15 protein-coding genes are annotated in these 24,642 nt (G+C 41.9%); 8 read left to right on the top strand and 7 right to left on the bottom strand.

Going from position 1 to position 24,642, the window contains the following annotated elements; translation table 11 throughout:
- The first annotated feature begins 8 nt into the window (after positions 1–8).
- The 3 genes from V7K84_RS32725 to V7K84_RS32715 all read left to right on the top strand — a co-directional run bounded on the left by V7K84_RS32725 (position 9) and on the right by V7K84_RS32715 (position 4,533).
- Positions 9–293: a DUF4351 domain-containing protein gene (locus V7K84_RS32725; protein ID WP_334844453.1), complete on the top strand. Its 285-nt coding sequence runs from the start codon at positions 9–11 to the stop codon at positions 291–293.
- A gap of 372 nt (positions 294–665) precedes the next feature.
- Positions 666–1,958: a hypothetical protein gene (locus V7K84_RS32720; RefSeq protein WP_334844452.1), complete on the top strand. Its 1,293-nt coding sequence runs from the start codon at positions 666–668 to the stop codon at positions 1,956–1,958.
- A gap of 1,405 nt (positions 1,959–3,363) precedes the next feature.
- Positions 3,364–4,533 (top strand): PAS domain S-box protein, encoded by a 1,170-nt coding sequence (locus tag V7K84_RS32715; RefSeq protein WP_334844450.1) that lies wholly within the window; start codon positions 3,364–3,366, stop codon positions 4,531–4,533.
- Positions 4,534–4,563: 30 nt separating this feature from the next.
- Here the strand turns inward: V7K84_RS32715 and V7K84_RS32710 are convergent, their stop codons facing one another.
- Complete coding sequence (locus tag V7K84_RS32710; protein WP_334844449.1) at positions 4,564–5,253, bottom strand: CPBP family intramembrane glutamic endopeptidase; 690 nt, start codon at positions 5,251–5,253, stop codon at positions 4,564–4,566.
- A 666-nt stretch (positions 5,254–5,919) separates the two neighbouring features.
- Between V7K84_RS32710 and glpK the strand changes: the two genes are divergently transcribed.
- From glpK to argC, 3 genes are all read left to right on the top strand, one after another.
- Positions 5,920–7,434 carry a glycerol kinase GlpK gene (gene glpK / locus V7K84_RS32705; RefSeq protein ID WP_334844469.1) on the top strand — a complete coding sequence of 505 codons (1,515 nt, stop codon included), beginning with the start codon at positions 5,920–5,922 and terminating at the stop codon, positions 7,432–7,434.
- A gap of 105 nt (positions 7,435–7,539) precedes the next feature.
- Positions 7,540–7,722 (top strand): hypothetical protein, encoded by a 183-nt coding sequence (locus V7K84_RS32700; RefSeq protein ID WP_334844448.1) that lies wholly within the window; start codon positions 7,540–7,542, stop codon positions 7,720–7,722.
- A gap of 145 nt (positions 7,723–7,867) precedes the next feature.
- Positions 7,868–8,842 (top strand): N-acetyl-gamma-glutamyl-phosphate reductase, encoded by a 975-nt coding sequence (gene argC / locus V7K84_RS32695; protein ID WP_334844446.1) that lies wholly within the window; start codon positions 7,868–7,870, stop codon positions 8,840–8,842.
- A gap of 115 nt (positions 8,843–8,957) precedes the next feature.
- Here argC and V7K84_RS32690 read toward each other — a convergent pair whose 3' ends face one another.
- The 6 genes from V7K84_RS32690 to V7K84_RS32665 form a co-directional block, all read right to left on the bottom strand.
- Complete coding sequence (locus V7K84_RS32690; RefSeq protein ID WP_334844443.1) at positions 8,958–9,947, bottom strand: DUF1350 family protein; 990 nt, start codon at positions 9,945–9,947, stop codon at positions 8,958–8,960.
- A 161-nt stretch (positions 9,948–10,108) separates the two neighbouring features.
- Positions 10,109–12,979: a hypothetical protein gene (locus tag V7K84_RS32685; protein ID WP_334844441.1), complete on the bottom strand. Its 2,871-nt coding sequence runs from the start codon at positions 12,977–12,979 to the stop codon at positions 10,109–10,111.
- 198 nt (positions 12,980–13,177) lie between these two features.
- Entirely contained in the window at positions 13,178–17,062 is a 3,885-nt protein-coding gene (locus tag V7K84_RS32680) for a TonB-dependent receptor (protein WP_334844439.1), read from the bottom strand.
- Positions 17,059–18,495, bottom strand: a complete 1,437-nt coding sequence (locus tag V7K84_RS32675; protein ID WP_334844466.1) for a hypothetical protein — start codon at positions 18,493–18,495, stop codon at positions 17,059–17,061. The genes V7K84_RS32680 and V7K84_RS32675 overlap by 4 nt, the downstream gene beginning before the upstream one ends.
- 280 nt (positions 18,496–18,775) lie before the next feature.
- Positions 18,776–19,339 (bottom strand): hypothetical protein, encoded by a 564-nt coding sequence (locus tag V7K84_RS32670; RefSeq protein WP_334844438.1) that lies wholly within the window; start codon positions 19,337–19,339, stop codon positions 18,776–18,778.
- 177 nt (positions 19,340–19,516) lie between these two features.
- A complete protein-coding gene (locus V7K84_RS32665) occupies positions 19,517–22,042 on the bottom strand; it encodes a beta strand repeat-containing protein (protein WP_334844436.1) in 2,526 nt (841 codons plus the stop codon).
- Between the two features lie 831 nt (positions 22,043–22,873).
- Between V7K84_RS32665 and thrC the strand changes: the two genes are divergently transcribed.
- Together thrC and V7K84_RS32655 are read left to right on the top strand one after the other, a co-directional pair.
- Positions 22,874–24,178, top strand: coding sequence for a threonine synthase (gene thrC / locus V7K84_RS32660; protein ID WP_334844435.1), 1,305 nt, complete (start codon positions 22,874–22,876; stop codon positions 24,176–24,178).
- An 88-nt stretch (positions 24,179–24,266) separates the two neighbouring features.
- Positions 24,267–24,542: a ubiquitin-like small modifier protein 1 gene (locus tag V7K84_RS32655; protein WP_094342283.1), complete on the top strand. Its 276-nt coding sequence runs from the start codon at positions 24,267–24,269 to the stop codon at positions 24,540–24,542.
- Positions 24,543–24,642 lie beyond the last annotated feature (100 nt).

The raw sequence follows: 24,642 nt of genomic DNA, 5'->3' as shown, positions 1-24,642 counted from the left end.
AGGAAATTATGCAAGAATCTGTGATTTACCAAGATATTCTGCAAAAGGGATTACAACAGGGTTTGCAACAAGGAGAAGAACGAGGAAAGAAACAGGAGGCGCTACAACTGATTATGCGTCTTTTGACACGTCGGTTTGCTGCAATTGAGCCAGAGATAGAACAGCAGATTCGCACATTATCTATTACTCAACTAGAAGATTTAGCCGAGGCGCTGTTAGATTTCTCCAATCAAAACGATTTAGTAAATTACCTAGAAACTATCTCTTTAGCACAACCCAATCAGGAAGATTAAGAAACTAAGCTACCGATAGCATCTCATAAATAAGCGATCGCGCTCTTTAGCACAACCCAGCAAACTAACGTCAATCTTGGGTTTCGTCTCTAGTCCCTAATAAAGAGTCTATTTAACAGAGAATTACAACCTCTCCACCACGCCGCCTAACAGTGCAATTTAAACGGGGTGATTTGTCGTAAATATTTTTGGATTAGCAAAACTGTATAAAAACATACTTTAATATCAGCCATGAGAAAGGCGATAAGCTAGGATTAAATTTCTGGCTGACAGTGGAATTTTGAGAGTGTCAACCAAATTCTTTCTGTTGTTGCCAAAACCGGATGCTCCCCACTCATACCCTCTATTTTCCTTAAAAATATCTGAAAATATATGAAATTTAGAACCTGCAAATATCCTTTCGCACTCATCCTAGTCAGCTTCGGTTTTGTGCAGATAGCTGATGCTCAAACTCCTGTAGCTGAAATCTCCAACCTATCTCAAGAAGTTTCTGTACTTCGGAAACAAGGCCCAAAAGGGTTAGAAGTATTTCTTAAATCCCATGCTAATACGTTAAATACCGCTTCTTCAGGAGCAGTTCTACCTTCCCCTGCACTTCGGCTAGCTTTAGACGAACTTTGTCAACAACGGGACTGTTACGCCTCTCGTTTGTACTGGTACACTGATATAGAACAGGCCAAAGCTGCTGCTAGAACCAGCGGTAAACCCATTCTATCTCTGCGGTTATTGGGTAGGCTGGATCAAGATTTGAGTTGTGCTAATAGTAGGTTCTTCAGGGTAGCGCTGTATCCGAATCTGGAAATTTCTAAGCTGCTTCAAGACCGTTTCATTTTGCACTGGCAATCAGTGCGCCCTGTACCCAAAGTAACTATTGATTTTGGCGACGGACGCAAGTTGGAGCGAACGATTACAGGCAATAGCATTCATTATGTATTGGATGCATCAGGTCGTCCAATTGATGCTATTCCAGGATTATATAGTCCCAAAGCATTTTTGCAACAGCTACAGCAGGCTGAATTAGCAGTAAAAAATTACAGTAAACTTACACCAAGCGATCGCGAGTCTTATTTAAGAAAATACCACAGCGATCGCTTAAATTCTATCCAAGCCCAATGGGTTGCAGATTTATCCCGCCTGGGTATCCAGTCTCCCCCTAAGTTGGTAGAAATTCCCAACAATCCTAATCAACCACCGACAGCAGAAATAGCAAGCTCTCTAGCAGTTTCTAAAATGAGAGTTGAAACGCCAATGTTAACTGCTCTCCAGTCTGATGCTGAACGGAATCAAAACGCCTTAGCTGAAATTACTGACCAGAAAGTTTGGGACAAAATTGCTCAACTCTATGCCGCCGATGTCAAGCTAGACCAAAACAGCATTTCTCTAATCAGAGCTAAAAAGTCTCAATCTGCCAACACTCAAGAAGATAATTTGCCGATAATAGTGAAAAATTTTGAAGCCACAATGGCTTTAGATACAGTCAGAAATGAATATATGCTGCACAGCCAAATTCATCAATGGTTTATGCAGGGTAAGCAAACAAGGAGTGTGGAAGCGCTCAATCAACAAGTATACGGACAACTATTTTTAACTCCTAGTTCTGACCCTTGGTTGGGGCTTTTCCCCAGCGACAGCTACAGCGCCATTGATAATGATGGCATTCGTTAGTAGCTCATAAACCAATACAGTTCAGTTAAGAAAAATTGTAGTGGCGTGGCAAGCAAAAAAATTGTGCATTAGAGGTAGGTTGGGTAGAGCGCAACCCAACATATATCAGGATGTTGGGTTACGCAAAGCCTCCACCCAACCTACTAGTGGTCTATGTCATTAATTCTGATGGGTGAATCAAATTTCAATTTCTCTTCTTTCTTCCTTTGCGTACTTCGCGCCTTCTCTACGAGACGCTACGCGAACGCGGTTCGTTCTCTTATCCCTGAAAATTAATGCGATAGACTACTAGCGCTACTACATAGTTTAAGGTTTGTGGGGCTAACCCAAGCGTATTGGCTCATAAAGTGATGTAAGTAAAAAGGAGTGATGAGATTTATCGCATTGACACCTCACTCATCACTCCTTGTAACTTGCGCGTTGATTAGCTGTTACGCATTGTTAAATTACACCAGCTTACTACTTCATTTATCCTCTAACTAAAGAGAGAGAGACTTTAAATTTTCCCCCTTTCCGCACTTTCCGCACTTCGTGCCGCTACGCGAACCTAGGGAAGGGGGTTAGGGGGTTAGGTTTTTTGTGGCTTTTCCACATAACGTGAAAAGTCAGATGAAATCTAACCCCTACAAAGGAGTAAGATTTAGATTTCTCAGCTTTTGGTGTTAGCAATAATACTTTATAAAACATCCTCTTAAAGAAGTTGGGAATCTTGTTGTGAATTTTGTTAATAGGCAAAGTATTCAGAATCACCAACGAACTTAACTTAGAGTCTATATCTTTGGTAGTAGTTGCTTGATGCTTGTGATGGAAGTTGGGGAAAGTCTTATCAGTTATTCTTAGTAAAAATGGAAAGAATTATTATTAGCACTAAATTATTTATTGGGAAAATGACAAAACGGATTCAACAATAATAGTCAAAAATTAAGGTTGAGATGTAGGGTTTTCCAACAGTGGTATCTGCTCTTTGCTGGTGCTATCTTTTTGACTGGCTTATCAGTTTAGTCAAAAATTAGCATAATCTTAGATGGCAGATTTGGTACTCGTATTTAGCTGAGTTTACAGAATTTTACCACCAAGGGTAGAAGTATTACTTAGCAAAACTCCGTAAAATTTATGGTAAACAAATATCTGATACCTTTGGAATTTGCTAGATTCAATTTTACTTAGAGCATTTAGGTTGAATACTATATGTGTCATTTAAAAACTGGCTCATCTGTAGCGACTATAGGATATAAATTGTCAAGAACCTAAAATAAATCTAACTTATTACTTCAATTACATAAAAATTGCAACTTACAACCAGTTAGATTTATCACTCAATAAAATTAAGTATACTGCAATTTTTCAAGGATTTACTTAGTAGTTTTTTTGCTTAACTTCTGCAAGCAAATAGCGAGAATTTAAGGTGAACATAGAAAAATTTGTCCAACGTACAGAAATATTGCACAAGCGTTTAGCAGATTTATACCAAACTGCTAGTTTATTACCTTGGATTTCCCCTGATTTGTTGCCGGAAGCTTTTAAGGAACTCCATAACACCTCAAAGATAGTACAGTTAGCGGCAGAGGAACTTTATCAGCAAAACGAGGAACTAGCAAAAACACGGAATTGGCTAGAAGCAGAACGCCATCACTACCAAGATTTATTCGAGTTAGCGCCAGACGGCTATTTAGTGACTAATACAGAAGGAATCATCCAAGAAGCTAACCTCACCGCAGCTAAGTTGTTGAATGTTTCCAAGCATTTTTTAGTGGGAAAACCAATAGTTAACTTTGTCCTTGTAGAAGAACGTCAGCAAGTTCGCAACGAACTGATACAGTTATCGCAATCAGACAGAGTTGGAGAGTTATTCGTACATTTGCAACAACGTTATGGCGAGTTATTTGATGCAGCTTTGACAGTGACAATTGTCCGCAATCAACGGGGTAAGGCAATTTCTCTGCGCTGGATGGTGCGTAATATAACCGAGCGTCAGCAGTTAGAATCAGCAAGAGTTAAAGACAAGAGTGACATTTTCAACAATCGCCCCCTACATAAATATGATAAAGGAGAAACTATTCCCCTCAACCCATTAGTAATTTGGTATGTTTCTCAGGGTTTGGTGAAACTCAGTACCTACTGTGAAACGGGTGAAGAAGTGCTAATCGGATTGGCAACAGCAGGAATGGTTTTTGGTTCTAGTTTGACATCTTTAGACATTTACCAAGCAACAGCGTTCGCTGATGTTGAGTTAGTGTCAATTTATGCAGCAGAGATAGCAGCTTCTCCAACACTAAGCCATACACTTCTACCAAAAATTAAGCAGCGGTTACAGCAAACAGAATCTTTTTTAGCAATTTGTGGCAGACGGCGAGTACAAGATCGCTTACAGCATCTATTACAACTTTTGAAACGAGAAGTGGGTGAAACTGTACCACAGGGAACTCGCCTAAATGTTCGCTTTACTCACGAAGATATTGCTAGCGCCTGCTGCACCACCAGGGTGACAATTACACGATTGATGGGTAAATTACAAGAAGAAGGTATAATCAGTTTCGACTTAAAAAAACATATTATCTTGAGAGATGTTGATTAATTAGTTCGCTATAGATTGATTACATTTTTCTTAAGTAAAAATCAGTTGCCAGCCAATCAGGAAAATCGCTATATCTGCAAAAACATGGCTGATGTATCCAGGCCAGATTGAGGAATAATTTAAGTAGCACCATGACCAAATCGCCCCTGCTAGAAATACCCCCAAAGAGCATAAAGTTGTCGCGCGCCAGTCGAAGTAAGCTGCCAAACCAACAACGTGATGAATCGTAAAAAACAGTGCAGACAGTACTACAGCTAAAGGACTTGATACCAAAATTTCACATTTACGATAGACAAACCAACGCCAGACAAATTCCTCAAGTAAAGAGTTAACAAATATCCAATACACTGCACCTACTAAGTAAATCACAAAACTATTCAATCCAACTTGTGTTGCTCGATCGCGAACATATTCAACATTTATCCATTTTGCGCCCAGCAGCCAATAAACAATCAAGATGATGCCTAGCATCAATAGCCCTAATCCGACTCCAGCCAATAAATCGCGTCTTTTAGGATATTCAAATTTTAAATTCTCTTTATCAATAAATAATAACCAAATAATGGGTAGTACCAACAACCAGATTTTAGCTAATAAAGCTACTAAATGTCCTTGAAAGCCAGGGAGTATATATAGTTGAGTTGTAATACCAATGCTTGGTATTGGCACAAGTAACAACAGAGCTAGTAGTGCATTTTGATTTTGATTAGCTTTTAGCATGGGGAGATTTTATTGTATTCCGATGGTTTTAACTTTTAAACCACATCTAGTTTTAAATCCATAGTTTTTATATCAAGTTAAGATGATTACTTGTAATAAAATCTATATTAACGAGGTTTACTCTCAATACTGTTCGTGAAGGCAAGAGACGCGATGAATCGCCGTCTCTACAATAATTAGTCTTTTGTGGAGACGGCGATTTATGTCTTGATGATGATTTTTCACATCTTTGTGAACCGTATTGGTTTACTATTGATTTTTATATGCAAACTATAAAACATGAGTATCATAATCAGACTTGAATAAAGTGACACTTTGGATATTGCCACATAAATTTAATCCTAAAAATTCTATGAATTTTTGTCTAATATTCCTTTGAACGCAGCATTTTGATAATGATTTACTGTACTGATATAATTACACATAATTCAAATGCACAGCCTCTTGCAATGTTGTGAAGGTCTGGGATTTGAGGCAGACATCAATACCCATTGTGCTAAGTACAACTTCGCGTAAAAATGTAGCCTTTTTAAACTTACAGAGACATAACGCTATCCAAACAGGAAATTCCAAATGTACCCAAAATAATGTATATGTGATTGAAGGCGTATTGCTAAAATCGCGATGTCTAGGTTGGGCTACGCCTACGCAACATTAAAAGCGGCTATGCACACATTTGGCAAAAAAATTCCATCATTGGGCTACATTTTAGCACTGGATTTAGGTACGACAGGCAACCGCGCCTTTGTATTTAACGCAGACGGCAAGATTGTTGGGCAGGCATATAAAGAATTAACTCAGTATTATCCTCAGCCAGGATGGTTAGAACATGACCCTCAACAAATCTGGCAGGATACCTGTTGGGTGATGCAAACTGCAATTGCAAATGCCCAGATTGTACCATCAGCGATCGCAGCCTTGGGACTCACTGTACAGCGCGAAACCTGTTTGATTTGGGACAAAACTACTGGTAAACCACTCCATAGAGCGATCGTCTGGCAAGATCGTCGCACTGCTCCCCTTTGCCACCAGTTACAAGAGCAAGGTTACGCTGATGAAATTTACGATCGCACCGGATTAATCATTGATGCTTACTTTTCAGCCACCAAACTCCGATGGCTATTAGACAATGTTACAGATGTTGACCTGAACAATGTTTTAGCAGGTACTATTGATACCTGGGTGTTGTGGAATCTCACAGGTGGAAAAGTCCACGCCACTGACCACAGCAACGCCAGCCGTACAATGCTAATGAATCTCAAAACCTGTGAATGGGATGAGGCTTTACTGGATCTATTTCAAATTCCGGCTCATATTTTGCCCCAGATTCAGCCGAGTTTAGGAGTATTTGGAGTTACTGATGCGACTTTGTTGGGTGCTGAAATTCCCATTACTGCCATCTTGGGAGATCAGCAAGCAGCTCTATTTGGTCATGGCTGCGATCGCCCCGGTTTGATGAAATGTACTTACGGCACTGGTAGCTTTTTAGTAGCTCACACAGGAACAAAAATTGTGCGATCGCACCATAAACTTATTTCCACAGTGGCATGGACACAAGCAAATACCAGCGATACTTTAGATGTCGGCTATGCCTTAGAAGGCAGTATGTTTACTAGTGGCGCTTGTATTCAATGGTTGCGCGATCGCTTGAAGTTGATTAAAACTGCTGCTGAAACTGAAGCGATGGCCAATCAGGTAAAAGATAATGGTGGAGTCTACTTTGTGCCAGCATTTAGCGGACTAGGTGCACCCTACTGGGATATGAGTGCCAGGGGAGCTTTTTTCGGCATTACCGCTAGCGTACAACCAGAGCATCTAGTTCGCGCTGTGCTGGAAGCGATCGCTTATCAAGTTCTGGAGGTGGTGCAAGCAATTAACGCATCTAGCAGTACTCCAGTTGGGCGATTAACCGTAGATGGTGGTGCTTGCGAGAATAATTTTTTGATGCAGTTTCAAGCTGATGTGTTAGGTATTCCAGTTGAACGTCCGATAATGCGCGATACCACTGTTCAGGGTGCAGCATTTGCGGCAGGTTTAGCTGTAGGATTTTGGGAGAGCTATGAAACACTCGTGGAACAACGGCAAATTGAGCGTGTGTTTGAGCCGAAGAGTGATTTCCCCTTGTCCAAATTTGGTACTTGGCAAAAAGCAGTGAAACGTACTCTAGCTTGGGAGGAGTAGCCCTTAACAAAAAACGAGTTAAAGGGAAAATTCATATCCTGAAACGGGAAGGCGAAGGAACAAATACTATTACAATCAAGCAAATTGATGGAGTATTGATTTATCATGCCCTACAGTCAATTCAACATTGACCGAGTGAAACAAGATTTTCATCTAAATACTGTGGAAGGAGTCCGCACAGCGATTCAATCAAGCCAGAGTTCAACCTTTAACAGCAGTTTACGGTACTGTAAGCAGTGGAACCCAATGGTGATTTCTGAAACTAGAGGGGCAAACAGTCACGATTGATTTAATGGATTATTCTCTTCCTCCTATCGAACTAATTCTGAGCTTTTTGGTGTGGATGGTGAAAGCAGGTTAATTTCATTCAAAAATCAATCGTTAAAATAACTCTTACTTTGTCAAAATATAACTCTCATATAATAAAAAGCGCATGACTACTAAACCGAAGATTTTCATTGATGGGGAATCGGGAACCACAGGCTTACAAATTTACTCACGCCTGAACCAACGGGATGATATCGAGTTAGTTAGCATTGAAGCATCTAAACGTAAAGATGCAACTGAGCGAACCAAACTAATCAATGCTGTTGATGTTATCATTCTCTGCCTACCTGATGATGCAGCCTGCGAAGCTGTTAGCTTAGTCAGTAATACTAGGGTTAAGATCCTTGATGCTAGTACTGCTCATCGCACCGCTAAAGACTGGGTATATGGCTTCCCTGAACTAAATCCAGGACAGCGAGAGAAAATCGCCAGCGCGCAGTTTGTCAGCAATCCGGGCTGTTATCCCACAGGATTTTTAGCTTGTATTCGTCCGTTAATTGCTAAAGGACTCCTGAATAGTAACTTTCCCATCACCGTTAATGCAGTATCAGGTTACTCTGGTGGCGGAAAGAATCTCATCAAACAGTATCATACCTTCCACGAACAGCAAGCCGGCGCAGAGTCACTCTACCCTTATGGCATCTATGGTTTGCAGTTTGGGCATAAGCACGTCAAAGAAATGCATCAGTATTCAGGGTTAGCATCACCGCCGTTGTTCGTACCAGCCGTGGGAGATTTTGAGCAGGGGATGCTAGTACAGATACCTTTGCCACTGGGAAGTTTAGATAATCCACCATCAGGTAAGGTTATCTATGAAGCGATCGCTGACTATTACCAAAGTGAAAAGTTCGTGCAGGTTGCTCCATTCCAAGATTCTACACTGCTCAGAGACGGAACATTTCTAGATGCGATTGCACTGAACGGTACTAATATTGTTCAGGTTTTTGTATTCGCCAATGACACCACCAAAGAAGTCTTGCTAGTTGCTCGTCTTGACAATCTGGGTAAAGGCGCATCAGGAGCCGCAGTCCAAAACCTAAACATCATGCTCGGTTTTCCAGAAGAGTTGGGATTGTCATGAAAAAGGGTTAAACGGTGAGGAGTGGGGAGCAGGGGAGCAGAGGGGCAGAGGAGCAGAGGAGCAGGGGAGAAGTTGTAGTAAGTTTTTCCTGTCTGCCTCTTGTGCCCAATGCCCATTATCTTGATTTTTCTTTCAGTTCTTCAAGCAATTGAATTACATTATGCTCAAATGCTTGGTTTCGCTCTTGAACTGATTCAATTAATGGTTTATCAAAAAGATTAACGACATATTTAGCTAGCTGAATACCCAAAGGTCTTAAATGTCCACCTGCTTCAGTGTTGCGAAAATCTTGAGGTGGCTTTTGCAGAATATTAGTAAACCATTCACAGGTTGATTTAGCAATATTGTCTGATTTGAAACAGACTAAACCCATGATATTAAATAGCCCACTATCCTTGATTAAATGCTGGGTTTCTTCAACAGTTGGTTTCACACCCCAACCAAGATTGTCGATGATATCCGCTAAAAATTGAGGACGAATTGCGCTCCCTGTGTCAGCAATAGCAGGTGCTAATAGGATAGAAACCTGTCCTTTAATGAAGACACTGTTAATGTTGATATCCTTATGCACATAAGTATAAATTAATTTTTTAACTTCAGCCGTTTTTCGCGTTAGTTCATCAAAGAGAATGTTAATGTCTGCAATCACACTTTCTATCTGCGACTCATCGGAAGTTTTAAATAGTAGCTTCCGAATAAACTGTTCTCTCTCTTGAGCATCTGGAGGTAGAGCAGTAAATCCTTCTAGCAGCGAGATATATTTACAGCCAAGGCTATGTCCAATCCAAGAAAAGTTCTTATCATCTAGATAGGCTTCATAATCATATCCTGCAACACTCGCCATTTTCACAAGCTCTGGCAGAATTTCATACTGTTCTCTCATGAGAAAACCAGCTTCTACATAATGGTTAAAAGTAAAATTAAATGGCAAAAGAATAATTGTATATCCCTGCTCGAATAGAGATTGAAGCAGATAACGATAAAAAAGCATAGGGCCAAATGTACCAAAGAAAGCCCCAGCAATAAATTGAATTACCCCTTTAGGCTTTGGATGTAAAGCAACCCAACTGTGAGAAACTGGTTTAAATCTCAGTTTTAGATTCATATTTACCATGACTTATTTGTAGGTATATGCTGAATCTCCAAACTGAAGTTATTGCTTTTCGGATTATTCAAAAGATTTTTTTACAAAACTGCGATCGCCTCTTACCGTACAGCCATAACTCTCCTAATGGCCTTAATTCCCTTAGTTAGTCGTGGTTAAAGCTATTTCACCTTAGCGCGGAAGCGGACAAAACCATAAGAATTAGCTGGTGTGCCAGATCCAGTGGCTGCGGGTAGATTAGGAAAACTTGGGACTGTAATATTGACCACTACTGCTCCATTGGTGTTAGTACCGCAGTATGATGGTGTACCTGAGTCATTAGCTGTATAAAAATACCCGCGATCGCTATCTCCTACATTAGTGAGATAAAGCGTAGGTGTATTAGAACCAATAGCTAGAGCAATTCCTCGATCTGCTCCTGGTAAGCCACCATCATTAGGAGTCATGCCATTAAAAGCAGTAGGAATCAAACTAACATTAGTCGGAACTAAGTCGCAGAATTTCACATTAGTTGCATTACCAAGACCATTGGAAAGAAAATATATCGTGTATTCCAATTCATCTCCCGGTTTGACAGTGCCAGCATTAATTAATCCTCGCAAGTAGCCAGCAGGCCATTTAGACTCGTTATCATCAGTAGCATAAGGTTCTGGTACATAGTTATTGGCATTAGTAGCAACGTCACTGCGACCATCCACAATATCAGTTAAATCTTGGTTATTGAGGCGGGTAATCCGTTTAATTAACAGCAATTTAGGGTTAGAACTAACAGTATTTAATACTGTAAATAAAGTGGGATCATCATCTGCTGTGCTGGCAGGATTATTACCAGTATTTATACCATTATCAGTAATTTGTAAGAACGGATTACCGAGAGTAGGTGGATTATTGGTAGCACCAGCAGAGTCTGCATCTGTGAACACTGTACCAACAGTTCCTGTAGGATTATCAGGTGTGTTAAAAGTCGCATTTGCTTGATTACTAATTGGATTACCGCTATTGGCATTATTAATCGTGGCAGTAATTTTAATGGTAATCGTATCACTTACACGGAGAGTTCCAGAATTTGTCACAGCAACAACACCAGCACCGTTGTAACTGGGATTGATTGTGATATTATTTCCTGAAGTTGCAGCAGTAATTGCCGCACTCACAAAGGTTAATTGTGAGGGTAATGAGTCGTTAATGACAAAGTTAATTGCATCGCTATTACCTGGATTCAGGTTGGAGTAAGTAATGGTATATTCGATGCGATCGCCTACAGTCACTGTTCCACTACTATCATTGTCTGCGAAGAAGCGAACAGATTTTGTTCCTATGACATTTGCTTGAGTGTTAGTAGTAATTACCAAGGGAGTAAGGATTGCTTGACTTGGAAAATATGTCCAAGTATCTATTCCCTTAAAGTCACCATAATTACTACTAAATTCATGCTCTCCTAACGCACTATTAATCCCTCTAGCAGCATTACGCGGGCTAGTAGCTCCCGTACCATTTAAGTTAATCGCCGTACCATTGGCAGTAGTATAATTGTTGTCGTTGTAATAAATGGTAGTCGATCCAATCTGCTGGCCATTTTGATCTACAAGGGTAGGAAAACCAGCAGGAGGATTTTCCATTGTGATTTTAAACCCCAGCGGATTATTCTCAGCATCCAACATGGGAAAGTGATATTCACCCGACCGTGTTGTGATTATGGCATTGTATGCTGTATTTCCTGGTAGAGGTTGGAGATTTGTCCCACTTGCATCCTTTCCATCCCAAAGCACCACATTTGAGCCAACAGCTAGCACATTTTGTAGTACTCGATCGCTACTAGGGTCAAAAATGCCATCATTATTGGTGTCAATAATTATTTGATAGCTACCAGTTGAGGCAGCATTGAAACTAAAATTGCCTCCCACACCCACAGAAGTTTGGTTCCCACTACCTCCATTACCCCCAGTGAATTTGAACGAAGTCGGTACTGTGGGAATCGTCGCTGCAATAGGAATACTCAAAGAATTGAGGGTTGCGGTGTCGGGTCGATTGAAGAAAACTAAGTGGGTAATGTCTGTTGTAGTATCAGAAACATTTGGATTTTGAACTTGCACATTGCCGGGAAAGATCAAACTATTATTACTAGCGCCGCCAGCAGAATGGTAGACAGTGCTGTTATTTGTTTTATCAAGATATCCCCGGTTATTAGCAAAAAAGATGAAGCCAAAAGGATCGACTCCATTCATGTCAGTCTCGTAACGATACCCATCTTTGGTTTGAATATAAAGCTTAGAGTTGAGTGCTACGGGAGTACCACCACTGGCATTTGCCCCCATATTCATAGCAATATAGTTAGTAAATACTCGCCCTTTTTTGGCAACACCGTTACTATCTCGAACTGTGATATCCCAAGCAGCTACCCCTGAAAATTGAGTATTACCTGTAGGAAATGCCGCCGTTGCAGTTGTTGGCGGCGGATTGCTTGCACCAGCTGTATTCGGAGAATGAAATTCAACTTCGTAAATACCTGTTTCTGTAGCGACGAAACTACAAGGGGTATAGCCACCGATATTAGGTAAAGGGCCAGCCGTTTCTTTGGCAACAGTATTAATCAAACCAAAACCAGAAGTTAGAACATTACAAGAGCCATTTTGAGTACCAAAGGGACTGCGGTAAACAATATCTTGTGGATCTGAAAAACTAGTAGGCACACTAGAGCCAAGATTAACTGTTTCTCCTTGTTGAACATAAACTTTGAGTATAGTTTTCCGAACAATACCTGCCAGTAATAAATCTGACCATTCCAAGTAAGGTCTGTATCCGCCATCAGAAACTAACTCTTTGCTGCCTTCAGCCCAGCTAGGTTGGATACTAGTTCCGAAAATACATAAAAAAAAGCCCAGACTACTTAGCCATAGTTTTTGACGGCTAATTGTTAATGGCTTTTCCATAGTTTTTTTTACTGGGTTATCGACAGTCAGAGAAAATTTATCATTTCCATCAATATTTACTGTGGCGATCGCTCTTAATTTATTAAGTAAATATTTCATCATTTAGTTCCAATAAAAATACATAATATGTGAGTAATGATATTGAGTTTATAAATATACAAATACCAGCATGAAAATTGAAACGTTTTTGCACTAGATTCAAAGCGAATAAAAAATCGTTACGACAATAGTATTCCCATGAGGAAAGGTTAAATTCGTATATAGAGGTTGCAATGAACATCTCTACATCAAATAACCCTTTTATATTTCACGCCTTTGCATCCCACTTATTGCAGCCTTGAGTTTACCCACCAAAGTTTTCATCGCCGATTCCTGTGGCTGGCGCGCTACAGGTTTTTGTTGTCCAAAACCGTCAAACAATTCGTTGAGCTTAACCGTAAAGCCCAAATACGCCCCACCTGCGGAACGTGTTCCTGAGAAATCTCGGTCATCAACTTTACCAAAGACGTATCCAGCCGAAACGCGCAGGTTAGGCGTGAGGTAGTAGCCTGTTTCCAGAACAAAGCCTGTCTCACTGTAGCTAGACTGACTAATTACACGAGCCTCACCTACTAAATCCCAGCTATATCCCAAACGATAGGTAGCGCGTACTTGGGCCAGATTTACTGTGCTAGTACCGGCTAAATCGTTAGCTATGTAAGAGGTACTGTTACGCAAAGCATACTTTCCATAGAATTCCCATTGCCAGTTAGGAGCGTAAATCGCTTCTAAAGCAAAGGTATGGTCTTGGGAACCCGTACCACTTCCTAACAGGATAGTGTCAGGGATGGTTGATGGATTTTGGCGATATTCATAACGCAATAAAGCATTAAATTTATCGCTATTGGGGTCGCGGTAAGCTAAACCCAACTTGAGGTTAGCAGTATCTCCCAATCCTGAAAGCTTTTGATTGGAAGAACCGGCCTGTTGATAACGTACTAAAGCTGTGAGAGCCGGAGAAATTTTACCCGCAGCACCTGCGGTAATTACTGTATTACTACCACCAGAAGAGGAACGATGTTCATAACGGACGCTAGCTTGAAACTGCGGATTATCGCTGTATTCCAGCCCGACACTGTAGCTATCGCCACCATCAAATCCGATCGCAGATGCTGCTTGACCAAAGGCGTAGGGTTGGGCATATTGTTGACCTGCCGCCGTGCGTCCGAAGAAGTTGCCAAATACGTGTTCGTAAGCAACGTTCAGCCGCAATCCCGAAGCAATAGTCCAACGGTTATTTATACCAATTGCACCTTGAGTAGTCATTTCGTTAGCACCACCCAAAATTGAGTAGCGACCGGTCAAGGTAGTATCCGATCCGAGTTTGTGTTCGCCGTTGACACTCAAGCTAGTGATGGAATTACCCGAATATTGACCACTACTGTAATACTGTTGGGCCAAACTGACGCTGACACCAGGAATTACCGCCCAATTCAACCCCAAAATGGTACGGTCTGGGTAAACAGTATCTTTTTGGGAAGATAAGCTGAGTTCATTTTGGGCTTGGAAGGTCAGGTTTTTAGCAAGGGGAACTGAAAAACGCGATCGCAGTTGATTAGAATTACTACTCAAAGCACTGTCGAGAATTCTGTCTTCCCGACGACGATGAATCCAATCCACATCCAGAGTAGCTTTACCCAAACGTTGTTGAATCCCAGCGGAAATCGTCGTCAGTGAATTATCAACTTTGCTCCCAGGTATCGCCTCATAACGCGGTGCAAACAGTTCTTCAAAGGTATCTAGGGGTTGGGGAGCAATCCCAAAATTGTCTTCGTGGTCGTATTGCGCTCTGACATTGGTAGTTGAGGTGAGTTTAGCTGTAACCTGCGCTCCATAACGGGTTTGTCCTGGGACAAAGCTGATAGTGGAATTATTGGCGAAACCCGTATCAGCAAAGCGATAATAGGCACGACCTTGAATCCCATTAGTAATCTTTCCTTCAGCTTCTAAACGGTAAGCATCACCTCTAACCTTTCCCACAACATCAGAATCATTTGTGGAATGGGCATATTCTGCGATTAACTTACCGTTGTCACCCAAAGCAATCAGTGCATCTGCACCGTAGAGTTGAAAGTCGCGCACCCCATGATTTTCTTGAACGTAAGTTGCTCCTATCCAACTTTCCTGATTAAGTTTGCGGGAAAGATTATATTGCAAACGACCAGCATAGATGCTCCCGTCAGAGTCTTCGCTGTCATATTGATAGCTAACAACAATCCGACGTACTAATACTTGTCCGGTTCGATCGATATCGGTACGAAGAATCGGTTCGCGGAATAATAAAGTACCGCGATCGTAGTCGATTTCGTAGTCTGGGCCTCGGTTAAGCTGTTTGCGTTCTAATACAGTCCCAGGACGATTGAGTTCTTCTAACTCGATAAAGACATTTTCACTACCTGCTTGTAATAGTCTGCGAGAGAGGAAGTAATAACCACTAGTACCATCGGGAGCAATGGTGTCTCGTTGAAACCCTTCTAAGTGGTCGCCATAGAAACCTGTAATTTGTAGGTTTCCTAAGTTGTAATTAGCTTTAAAACCGTGGAGTTGACGGGTGATAGAAGTAAATTGCTGCGATCGCCGCGCAAATTCTTCTGTGTTATAGTCACCCCACATCGCATAATCAGGATCGGAGCCAGGGGTACGAGCTGAACGCTCAAAACGCAAAAATACACTATCAATGGAAGGAGCGACTACATCAACTTTCGAGCTATCACCGTAGACAGGATAGTTTTGTTCGCTGAATTGGTAAGTTCTAAACAGGCGATTATCGCAGTTGCAATCTTCATTCAGGCTACGAGAACTGTTGTATGCCCCTGTAAATAACCATTCTCCGATCGCACCAGTGGCAAATATCGCTGAATGGAAATCTAATTGCGTTCCGTTGTTTTTGTCAGGAGGGAGGAAATCACGGAAACTGCCGTAATAATTTGTACCTCTAGCACCCAAACGTAAATCTATGACTCCAGTAACTAAACTCGGACGCAGTGAGGTTTCAAATTGTAGTTGGGTGAAGGCTTCTAAATCATTTGCGATCGCGCGAATTGTGACAGTTTCAGCCTTCAGTTGCGATCGCAACGTCGCTGTAAATTGCCCCGCTTTCGCCTCCACTTGAAATCCAGGTTCATCAGGCTTGAAGTCTTTCCCGACTAACTCGCCAGCAGTGGGTATGAGGGTGACAACAGCATCACGATTCGAGCGATTACCACTTGCATCGATGAGTTGACCCCGAATTGTCGCCGTTGAACGTCCATCCGCTGGGATACGAGACTCAACTGTTTCTAAAGTTAATTGCTTCGGCGTTCCCCGTACTGCAACTTGCACTGTTACAGGGGGTTCTGTTCTTCCAACAATTATTGCAGAGATGGTGTTTGCACCTTCTTTTAACGAGACACCATACCATGTCTGCGTTACTAAATTGGTGGTAGCATCAGTTTCCGTCCGTCCCACTAAAGAAGGGTCTACCAACGTCCCATTGACCCGCAATTCCACTTGACTACCAGCAGGAAACTGCACAATTACCGTGCTAGCTTGTACGTCTACAACACTGTCAGCCGTCGGAGTCAGGATTTTGATTGCTGTAGAGATAGGGACTATGGGGGACACGGGAAGATTTTCATTTACCCCTTGTCCCGTTGTCCCCGCGTCCTCTACTCCTGCAATTTTGCCTAATCCTCTAGACAAACCTACAGAAGTTACTGGTTGAAATAGTTGTATTTCTGTTGGAGAAGCATGAAATAGTGTTTCAGTATTTTTGCGTTCGTCGTTCTTGTCCTCTATTTCTGCAATTTTGCCTAAGTCTCTGGACAAATCTACAGAAGTTTTTGGTTGAAATAGTTGTATTTCTGTTTCGCTTGGCTGGACATTTGAAATTTTAGGAGCCGATGCTGAAGAAGTTGAGGCAAATTCGAGAGGTGGAGAATTCAAACCCTCTCCCTTAGAAGAAGAGAGGTTTTCCAGATGCGCTGAAAAATCAGGATCTTTAATACCCTTTTCTGCTTGTAAAGGGGAATCAGAGAAAAGGAGTTTTTCACTAGTGATTTCTGCTTTGACTATTGCAGGGTACAAAGCAAGGCTGAGAGCTACTATTGGCATCGCCCCCATCAATCTCAGGTTAAATGTAGTTAAACAGTGCAGTCTGGTTTTCATTTCTTGACTGGCTCCTGAAATGTTGGGGTTACAGCGAAGTTCATGCGTACCAAGCCACCAGGCTCTAAATGCACCAAGCGAGATTGGCTATTTCGTTCGCGGAATTTTTCGTTATGAGCTAGGGTGTAACCCGCTACACTGCTAAGGTCTAGTACACCTGTGTGGTATCCAGGTAAGGCATTAGCTAAGGAGAACAAACCATTAGGATCTGTAGTGATGCGGTTTCCATCCTCCAGAAAAATCACTGCATTGGGTACTCCAGGCTCACCACGCTGTTGTTCCCCGTCAAAGTTTTTATCAACAAACACCCGACCGATAATCGTGCCACAGTCAGAAACGATTCCTGGACGAATTTTCAATTGGTGGGTTGCTGGACCATCCTTAGTACTAAAACGGTTATCAGCTCGTTGAGCATTAACGATCGCAGTGTTACGACCAGTACCACGCAATGCATCGGCTGTTATTTGAGCCGCGTAGGCAATATTCAAGACTTTCTCTGGGGAAATTGTTACGTCTGTGCGGAATGTCACTGTGTTACCGTTGCGTTCTGAAGCGATCGCGACTGGTTGACCGTCCAACTCTCCTTGCACAGATTTCGGTAAAAACTGGAATCCTAAAGGTAGGTCGTCGGTGACTAATATATTACTCAAACCAGCATCAGCGAGATTTTTTACCGACAGGCGGTAGATTACCGTATCTCCAGGTTCAGCAGTAGCGCGATCGCCTGTTTTGATAATCTGTAACTGATTGGCTTGACACAAATTTGTAGTGAATTCAAAGGCTAATAAATCCAGTCCCACCGTTTCTGCATTGGGAACTAAAACAACTGTTTGCTCTATCCTGGTTTCGCCTGTAAGACTAATTGGTTGACCATCCAGAGAACTAGCGACATATCGCACGACACCATTACCTTGTGTTCCAGTGTTAGCAAGGATTTCAATCTTGACCCGCCGCTGTTTATAGATAGAATTTGGTGGTGGATTAACTACAAAAATGTAGGTTCTACCTGGAGCGGTTTGACCCTTATTTGGATCGAGTAGGAAATTGTAGACACCCGCAGGGTTATTCGTAACGAAGTAGGGATTACTATTCTCGGTATTTGGCGATTTACCACCAGGAACGTTGTTATTAGGAATATCTGGTAACTCTGTTCGAGTCAAAGCAACCAAGCTGCCCAATTCTGTCCCCGTTGGATCGCTAGAGTTGGGTTCGTATACCCCAACTGAAAAACCTGTATAGTCAGGTAAGATTGTGCCAGCGCAACCTAAAATCCGTCCTAATGGATCGAGTAAGGGGATAGGACTAACATTGATTTGCTCAGAACTTCCTTGATATTGATAATTGCTAGCAGAATCTGTATAAGTATAAGTAGCTTGATTTATTAATGGCACAGACGCAACCAGATTGTTAGTCTGTTGCGCGATCGCTGGCATAGATATAGTAGTATGCAAAAAACTTCCCAGAAGAACAGTAGCTGTTAACCGTCGCCACCAGCTACCGCTAGAAGTAATTTGCTTTTGGTTTTGAAGACGGCTCACTTACCACATCTCCTCTGAAATGTCAAGCTTGTTGTTAATAAAAGCACTAATTTATTTGGGGAAATCCAGTTAAGCTAAAACCCTTTAAAAATCTCTTTTCCAGATAGAATCTGAAAATATTCTTGATAGCGGCTCTTTTCCGAGTCAGCAAGGCGGCGTGTCTTTGCGTCTTAAATCAGCGGACTTGAGTTTGATAAGTTGCCTTGACTGTTGTCTTCGCTGCAAGTGATGGAATCTGTAAACGGATATGGGTGTAAGCAGTGGCTGGGGCTGGTTTGGTTTCCACTTTGCCGCCAGGAAGAGTAACTTTAACAGTGGGATTTTCGACGAAGCTACGCCCACCATCAATGCTGTAAATCACTTTGGCATTTTTGGCGACAGTGGTAGAATTCAGCACGTAGACCATTCCTTTGGGAATAGGTTGATTAAAAGTCAAATTTTTCACTGGGCGATCGCTCTGATTTTCGCCACTCAAGGTATATCGCAATACATCTCCTGGTCGCACCACAACTTGACCTTTCAAAGGTTCCCATTTCTGGCTTTGCTTACCCTGTTGATCCTGTGCCACCACTTGCTTTTCTGCTTCTAAACGCAATTGAATTTGCCCTTGAGTTTTGATATTCTGAGCAACAGCACTTTCTGAATGCCATACATTTGCGATTCCCGGAATTTGACCGACAAATGGAACTGTAGCAATGAGAGCGAATGCTCCTAAACCTGCAAGAGAAACACGCTTCATATAAATAACCTCAAAAAACTTCCAGAATGTGAATTGTTGACTTATCTTTCCCAGCTTTTGCTAAGAAAAAGTCACTCTCCTATTTGCTTGCTGTTTGGGGTTGGGGATAAGGTCAAATGCTTCGCAGACTCTTCTGTACTAGAGTCTGCAAACTTCAAAGTCCCCAATCCCAACGAATTAGTTCACCTTGCGTTGGAAGGTAAATGTTCTTTGAATACCCGGTGCGATCGCGCCTGTGACAGTATCTACATACTTAGCAACATCAGTGTTTGCCGTAGTTCCAGTCTGGTCGATGCCAGAGTTAGTAGCTGGATTACCACTGAAGAATTGGATGGTTGCAGTTCCAGAATCCTTAGCTGAACCAACAATGTTGCTAGTATCAATTTGACCGCTGGCATCGTTGTCTAATGCCCAGTTGTTTGGGAGTTTCGTACCATCTTCAGTAATCACAACTTTGTTAGCATTCAAAATCACATTCCCAGTTCCAGATTGAGGATCGGAAATATTTGTGTACTGAATTTGGTATTCAATAATGTTTCCTGGCGCAGGCTTCTTCGGATCGATACTGAATGTGCCATCATTCCCCTGGACTACAGGCCCAGTTCCTTGTAAAACTCGTGACTGTTTCAGCAGTTTTAGGAAGCCAGTGTACACGCGATCGATAGTGGTGTTGGATGAATCAAAGATATTATCATTCCCAGTATCCTTAATTCCATCACCGTTGGTATCCGTCGTGTAGTTGTCAATTGAAGCAATGATGGGTACTGGGAAGCCTTTATTAATATCAGTGGATAACTGCGTACCTGGAGGTAAATCAACTTCTACACCATAGTTGACACTTGCACCAGGAGCAACGTTGGGGATTGTAATTGCTGTACCAGCAGTTAATGCAAACGCTCCATTATTGTAGGTATAGACAGCAGACTGACTACCGTAGGTAATAGTCACCTTTGTATTATTCGGTAAATCTCCTGGAATTGCTGGTGGCGTTGGCTCTATCTTCAAAACACCTGAGTCAGTACCACTGTTCTTAACTGTATTGGTGAAACCAACTGATTGTGGGTCAAGTGTACTACCAGGTGCTGTACCAGCAGGAACGAGAGAAGATTTGTTAGTGAAATCATCGTTGGTTCCACCTGACGGCCCAGTAGCATCCGGGGCATTTTGCGGCCCGTTGAGTAATGCTGAAGCAATAGGCGCTTGCACTGTGAAGACGTTCGCCTCACCACCTGTACCAGTACCACTGTTGTTATTACCTACGTCAGTTCCAGTTTCTGGAGATGCTGGAGTATTAATATAGCCATCATCAACGTTGGCAGGCGGTAGAGTATCGGGAATACCATCACCATTGGTATCTGTACCCGTAGGAGGTGTCATACTGCCTGGGGAACCGTCGTAGTTGCTGGGATTTTGGTCGCCAGAATCGTCGTATACTGGGAAATTGCTACTGGGTGTTTGACCAAACAATTGAGCAATATTAGCGACGGTTAAGGGTGAAGATGCAGTTGATTCAACGGCTAGCTGAATCGAGAAGCCATTTACCGTTGTACCAGGAGCGATGGAAGTAATAATCGCTGGATTATTGATAAAACCAACGCGAGTGACTGAGGCCAAGGGTGGTGCTGTCGTAGTCCAACTAGCTGTATTAGCATTAGTTGTAACTGGATTAGTGGTGTAGACAGTTTGCCAACCAGGAGGTGCAGTTGGTGCTACTGCTAGATCTGTACCCGCAGGAATCGCATCAGAAACCAAGATATAAGTACCAGCAGCACCATTAACATTGATGCTTGTACCCGTCAAAGCTGATGGTGTAATTCCCTGTCCTGTGGGATCGTTGGACTCAACTCGCAAACTCAAATCGTAGGTCAATTTATCATCTGTAATCGCAGTTGTGCCAGCATTGTTATAGCCACTGCGAATCTTCAGAATGGTGGCTAAGGCATAGGTCTTCACCGTTAAACCAACCTTAATTTGCTCGGTGGCGCTAGCTTCCCGTGTACCATTAACTGGTGTGCCAGATACCTCACCAGCACTACCATCGGGGTTATCTACGGTGAATACGTCACCACCATCAGGACTCCGCAGTTGGTTTTGAGCATCACCAGGAGTATTACCAAGAGTAACGGTAATGACATCATTGGTTTGAGCGCCAGCTTGTACAGTTACTGGCACACGCACCAACACAGTACCGTTAACCGGAACAGAGGGTGTGTCTACGCCACCTTGAGGGACGTTTATCCAAGTTTGACCACCATCAGTACTATATTGCAGGCTATTAACTGTACCACCATTTGGTAATGTACCAGAAACTGTACCCGGCCCAGTTGTTGTCGCTTGGTTGGGAATGTGGAATTTGGTGGGGTCATTACCTACGTTAGTCAAGGTGTAGGTGTAGATTAGCAAGTCGCCAACTGCAACATTACCGCCATTGTTATCTGTGACTCCAGAAGCTGTGACGGTGATTCCAGCAACCTCTGCCACGGTGACAACGACAGTGTTAGAAGTGGCATTTATAGTTGTCCCTGGACTGTTAGGATCTTCGTAGGTTGCTGTTGCAGTGTTACTGATAGATGTACCCGCAGTCGTTCCGTCAGCTAATACGGGTGCGAGAAATTGGAAAAGGCTACCAGTTAATAATGCTGTTGCTACTAGAAATTGGTAAAGTTTATGCTGCTTATTTACAGATTGATTTCGATTTACCATAGAAGTAGTTTGTTTGCTGAACTTGTATCTCAGATTTTGAGACAGGATAAAGTTCGGCAATTCCTTTTAAGGAATTACCGATTTATGGCTGCCCAAAACGTTGAAGTTTTGGGAATGCATATTTAAGGAGTTAAATTATTGACACTCCTTGGAAATGATATTGAGACAATAACCAGAAATAACTTGTCTAGTTGTTTTACGCTTACCCTTGAGAATCAAAGCTGGCAATCGCAAATATGTGTAATTTATTACTGTATTTAGCTTAGTTATAGATGCAAATACTAATGTAGCTTTTAAAGCAAAAAAAATCTTCAGTATAAATAAGTAACTTCTATAGCTGTGAATGAATGCATCAAAGCTGAAAAATTAACTTTATTTTGGCAACACACATAGCAATTTTGGTGGCTTGATTCAGATGCTGAAAACACTAAAACTTATATATGAAAATGCTTTTGAGTCTTTGTTATCAGAAATATATACTGCTCTATAGAGTCTATTTAGATCAAAAAAATTGAAAGTTAACTAAGCGATCTAGATCGCTTAAATAGGATAGTAATTTCCATAAATGCAACTTTGTCATAAAAAAATGCAATTTAATCATATAAAATTACCGTGTTAATACTAGATAAGAGAAGCTAGTTTATTTTTTCATAACATTAAATGTATACGTGTAAATACTAAAAATAGAGAATACTAGTATTAAAGTTTTACAAGAATCATTCCTCTCAATACCAAACATACCCGACTTTTTTAGTCGGGTATGTTTGACTGGTATTTTTGCTCGTGTTAGTATCAGGCAACAAGTGACAGACAAACAGGGAAAGCTAGTTTATGACTCAGGCAATCAAAACCCAAACCCAAACCAGCACTGCCTACTTTCAAGCCTTGAAGTGTAAAGAATGTGGTGCGGAATATGAACTCAAAGCCAGTAATGTTTGTGAGTTATGTTTTGGCCCGTTAGAAGTTAAATATGACTACAACGCCCTACGTCTGACTGTCACTCGTGAAACAATTCAAGCCGGGCCCAATTCAATTTGGCGCTACCGCCCTTTTTTGCCTGTCGCAACTGACAATGTAATAGATGTGGGAACTGGTATGACTCCCCTAGTTCGTTCCCACCGTCTTGCCCGTCGCCTGGGTCTAAATAAGCTTTATATAAAAAATGATGCCGTGAATATGCCCACCCTGAGCTTTAAGGATCGGGTGGTGTCAGTCGCTCTATCTAGAGCGCGAGAATTAGGTTTCACTACTGTTTCTTGCGCTAGCACTGGTAATTTGGCAAATTCTACAGCTGCGATCGCAGCTCATGCCGGTTTAGACTGCTGTGTGTTCATCCCCGCAGATTTAGAAGCCGGGAAAATTCTCGGTAGCTTGATTTACAGTCCCACCCTCATGGCCGTCAAGGGCAACTACGATCAAGTCAATCGTCTCTGTTCGGAAGTTGCTAATACACACGGCTGGGGTTTTGTCAATATTAATCTGCGTCCTTATTACTCTGAAGGTTCTAAGACGCTAGGTTTTGAAGTCGCAGAACAACTAGGCTGGGAACTACCGGATCATGTTGTTGCTCCTTTGGCATCTGGTTCGCTCTTTACAAAAATTTATAAAGGGTTCCAAGAATTTATCGAAGTTGGTTTAGTAGAAAACAAGAGCGTCCGTTTCAGTGGCGCTCAAGCTGAAGGTTGTTCGCCCATCGCCCAAGCTTTCAAAGAAGGACGCGACTTTATTAAGCCAGTAAAACCAAATACAATTGCGAAATCGCTAGCAATCGGCAATCCAGCAGACGGTATTTATGCTGTGGAGCTAGCTCAGAAGACTGGTGGTAACATTGAATCAGTCAATGATGCCGAAATTATTGATGGCATCAAGTTGCTGGCAGAAACCGAAGGCATCTTCACAGAAACGGCTGGTGGTACAACCGTGGCCGTGCTGAAAAAATTGGTAGAAGCTGGCAAAATCGATCCAGATGAAACTACCGTGATTTACATCACAGGCAATGGTTTGAAAACCCAAGAAGCAATCCAAGGCTACGTTGGTGAACCCTTGACTATTGATGCGAAACTCGATAGTTTTGAACGTGCGCTAGAGCGATCGCGTACTCTGGATCGCTTGGAATGGCAACAAGTCCTCGTTTAGTTAGGAGTTATGAGTTATGAGTTTTTTATTCATGACTCCTAACTCTTAAATTGTACTCCTCACTTTTAACTCTTCACTTTGTACTTCTATGGCTGTAACAGTTTTAGTTCCTACAACTCTTCAGAATTTGACTAATAATCAAGCTAGTCTAGAATCCAACGGTAGCACCATTGCTGAATTGTTGGACTCTTTAGAACAAAGCTTTCCTGGTATTAAATCTCGATTGTGCGATGAAGAAGGCAAGCTACGTCGATTTGTAAATTTTTACGTCGATAGTGAAGATATCCGTTATTTAGATGGTATTAACACAGCCTTGAAAGATGGCGATGAAGTCAGTATTGTTCCTGCTGTTGCTGGTGGTTAATCTTGAAAACATCTACCTAGATTTAGCAAATGAATACATTTAGGCTTGCCGCGAATGGCAGGCTTATTTTTATTGGTTTCAAATTCAGTATTGGTATGCT

It is taken from the genome of Nostoc sp. (genome assembly GCF_036917315.1).
Classification (GTDB): domain Bacteria; phylum Cyanobacteriota; class Cyanobacteriia; order Cyanobacteriales; family Nostocaceae; genus Nostoc.
Note: the sequence above shows the minus strand (reverse complement) of the source record. Positions and strands in the feature narration are given on the sequence as shown.

What these genes read in the sequence shown, in the direction of transcription:
- V7K84_RS32665 (WP_334844436.1), bottom strand. Translation starts at nt 22,042, where the DNA reads ATGGTAAATCGAAATCAATCTGTAAATAAGCAGCATAAACTTTACCAA.
- argC (WP_334844446.1), top strand. Translation starts at nt 7,868, where the DNA reads ATGACTACTAAACCGAAGATTTTCATTGATGGGGAATCGGGAACCACA.
- V7K84_RS32720 (WP_334844452.1), top strand. Translation starts at nt 666, where the DNA reads ATGAAATTTAGAACCTGCAAATATCCTTTCGCACTCATCCTAGTCAGC.
- V7K84_RS32680 (WP_334844439.1), bottom strand. Translation starts at nt 17,062, where the DNA reads ATGAAAACCAGACTGCACTGTTTAACTACATTTAACCTGAGATTGATG.
- thrC (WP_334844435.1), top strand. Translation starts at nt 22,874, where the DNA reads ATGACTCAGGCAATCAAAACCCAAACCCAAACCAGCACTGCCTACTTT.
- V7K84_RS32655 (WP_094342283.1), top strand. Translation starts at nt 24,267, where the DNA reads ATGGCTGTAACAGTTTTAGTTCCTACAACTCTTCAGAATTTGACTAAT.
- V7K84_RS32725 (WP_334844453.1), top strand. Translation starts at nt 9, where the DNA reads ATGCAAGAATCTGTGATTTACCAAGATATTCTGCAAAAGGGATTACAA.
- glpK (WP_334844469.1), top strand. Translation starts at nt 5,920, where the DNA reads ATGCACACATTTGGCAAAAAAATTCCATCATTGGGCTACATTTTAGCA.
- V7K84_RS32690 (WP_334844443.1), bottom strand. Translation starts at nt 9,947, where the DNA reads ATGAATCTAAAACTGAGATTTAAACCAGTTTCTCACAGTTGGGTTGCT.
- V7K84_RS32685 (WP_334844441.1), bottom strand. Translation starts at nt 12,979, where the DNA reads ATGATGAAATATTTACTTAATAAATTAAGAGCGATCGCCACAGTAAAT.
- V7K84_RS32700 (WP_334844448.1), top strand. Translation starts at nt 7,540, where the DNA reads ATGCCCTACAGTCAATTCAACATTGACCGAGTGAAACAAGATTTTCAT.
- V7K84_RS32675 (WP_334844466.1), bottom strand. Translation starts at nt 18,495, where the DNA reads ATGCCAGCGATCGCGCAACAGACTAACAATCTGGTTGCGTCTGTGCCA.
- V7K84_RS32670 (WP_334844438.1), bottom strand. Translation starts at nt 19,339, where the DNA reads ATGAAGCGTGTTTCTCTTGCAGGTTTAGGAGCATTCGCTCTCATTGCT.
- V7K84_RS32710 (WP_334844449.1), bottom strand. Translation starts at nt 5,253, where the DNA reads ATGCTAAAAGCTAATCAAAATCAAAATGCACTACTAGCTCTGTTGTTA.